Source organism: Pseudomonas sp. NPDC089741 (assembly GCF_044748825.1).
GTDB classification, from domain to species: Bacteria; Pseudomonadota; Gammaproteobacteria; order Pseudomonadales; family Pseudomonadaceae; genus Aquipseudomonas; species Aquipseudomonas helmanticensis.
On sequence record NZ_JBIVGT010000081.1, the window covers coordinates 1 to 2,180 of the forward strand.

3 protein-coding genes and 1 pseudogene are annotated in these 2,180 nt (G+C 59.6%); all 4 read left to right on the top strand.

Annotated elements, in window-relative coordinates:
• A pseudogene (locus tag ACIPZE_RS28850) lies at positions 1–75 on the top strand (16S rRNA (guanine(527)-N(7))-methyltransferase RsmG); the annotation flags it as partial.
• Complete coding sequence (locus tag ACIPZE_RS28855; RefSeq protein ID WP_400776828.1) at positions 76–891, top strand: ParA family protein; 816 nt, start codon at positions 76–78, stop codon at positions 889–891.
• Positions 892–900: 9 nt separating this feature from the next.
• Positions 901–1,773, top strand: coding sequence for a ParB/RepB/Spo0J family partition protein (locus ACIPZE_RS28860; RefSeq protein ID WP_129386921.1), 873 nt, complete (start codon positions 901–903; stop codon positions 1,771–1,773).
• 148 nt (positions 1,774–1,921) lie between these two features.
• On the top strand, positions 1,922–2,180 hold a 259-nt coding region (locus tag ACIPZE_RS28865), incomplete at its 3' end, for an ATP synthase subunit I (protein ID WP_400776831.1).

Below are 2,180 nucleotides of genomic sequence, written 5' to 3' on the forward strand. Positions count from 1 at the left end.
GATAGCGAACCCGCCCTCGCCGTACCCGGTTGCCAAGGACAACGCCATCTGCTGATACTGCGCCGCACGGCATGATTGGGAACACAAGCAAGAACGGCTAAGGTATTCGCGATAGCGAACCAAAAGGGTGGTGTGGGCAAGACCACCACCTGCATCAACCTCGCAGCATCCCTGGTCGCGACCAAGCGCCGGGTGCTGTTGATCGATCTCGATCCACAGGGCAACGCCACCATGGGTAGCGGTGTGGATAAACACGGCCTGGAAAATTCGGTCTATGACCTGCTGATCGGCGAATGCGATCTGGCCCAGGCCATGCACTATTCCGAACATGGCGGTTATCAACTGCTGCCGGCCAACCGCGATCTGACGGCGGCCGAAGTGGTGCTGCTGGAAATGCAGATGAAGGAAAGCCGTCTGCGCAGCGCGCTGGCGCCGATCCGTGAAAACTACGATTACATTTTGATCGACTGCCCGCCGTCGCTGTCGATGCTGACGCTGAACGCATTGGTCGCCGCTGACGGGGTCATTATCCCCATGCAGTGCGAGTACTTTGCGCTCGAAGGTCTCAGCGACCTTGTGGATAACATCAAGCGCATCGCCGAGTTGTTGAACCCGAACCTGAAAGTCGAAGGCCTGCTGCGGACCATGTATGACCCGCGTCTGAGCCTGATGAATGACGTTTCGGCACAGCTCAAGGAACACTTCGGCGAGCAGCTGTATGACACGGTGATTCCTCGCAACATCCGCCTGGCCGAAGCGCCGAGCTATGGCATGCCGGCACTGGCCTACGACAAGCAATCGCGTGGCGCCCTGGCTTATCTGGCCCTGGCCGGCGAGATGGTTCGCCGTCAGCGCAAAAATTCACGCATCGCCGCCGCTCAGGCAACTTAAGGAATCCCCATGGCCGTCAAGAAACGAGGTCTCGGACGTGGACTGGATGCACTGCTGAGTGGTCCGACCGTCAGCGCGCTGGAAGAACAGGCCGCGCAAGCTGACACCCGTGAGCTGCAGCACCTGCCGCTGGATCTGCTGCAGCGTGGCAAGTACCAGCCGCGCCGGGACATGGATCCGCAGGCGCTGGAAGAGCTGGCGCTGTCGATCAAGGCACAAGGCGTGATGCAGCCGATCGTGGTTCGCCCGATTGGCGGTGGCCGCTTTGAAATCATCGCCGGTGAACGCCGCTGGCGCGCGAGCCAGCAAGCCGGGCAGGAAACCATCCCGGCGATGGTCCGTGATGTACCGGATGAAACCGCGATCGCCATCGCGCTGATCGAGAACATCCAGCGTGAAGACCTCAACCCGATCGAAGAAGCGGTAGCCCTGCAGCGTTTGCAGCAGGAATTCCAGCTGACCCAGCAGCAGGTCGCCGAAGCTGTGGGCAAGTCCCGCGTCACCGTGGCCAACCTGTTGCGTCTGATTGCACTGCCGGAAGTCATCAAGACCATGTTGTCCCACGGCGACCTGGAAATGGGTCATGCCCGTGCATTGCTCGGTCTGCCAGAGAATCAGCAGGTGGAAGGGGCGCGACATGTTGTCGCACGCGGCCTCACTGTGCGCCAAACTGAAGCACTGGTTCGCCAGTGGTTGAGTGGCAAACCGGAGCCTGTGGAAGCCACCAAACCCGACCCGGATATCGCCCGCCTCGAACAGCGTCTGGCCGAGCGCCTAGGCTCTGCGGTGCAGATTCGCCACGGCAAGAAGGGAAAAGGTCAGTTGGTGATCGGTTACAACTCCCTCGATGAGCTTCAAGGTGTGCTCGCGCACATTCGCTGAAACATTTCCTCATGTAGCGCGCAGTCGGAAATCACTACCTGACAGTTGAATAGGGGCAGAACCGCCCCTATACTCTGCGCGCATTTTGTCGGCACAAATTATGCCAAGTTATTGAATTCTGGCAGCCGACCATTGGAGAGCAAATGTGATGGAAACCCGCAAGCCAAACCGCCTGCCGTTCCATCGCCTGGCGGTTTTTCCGGTGTTGATGGCTCAATTTGTCATTTTGTTCATTGCCGCTTTGGCGCTTTGGCAATGGCATGGAGTCGTTGCCGGATACTCGGGACTTTGCGGAGGCCTGATAGCCTTGCTGCCCAATGTTTATTTCGCTCACAAGGCCTTTCGGGGGTCCGGCGCCCGTGCAGCCCAGTCCCTCGGCCGGTGTTTTGTTGGGGGCGGGGGGGGGA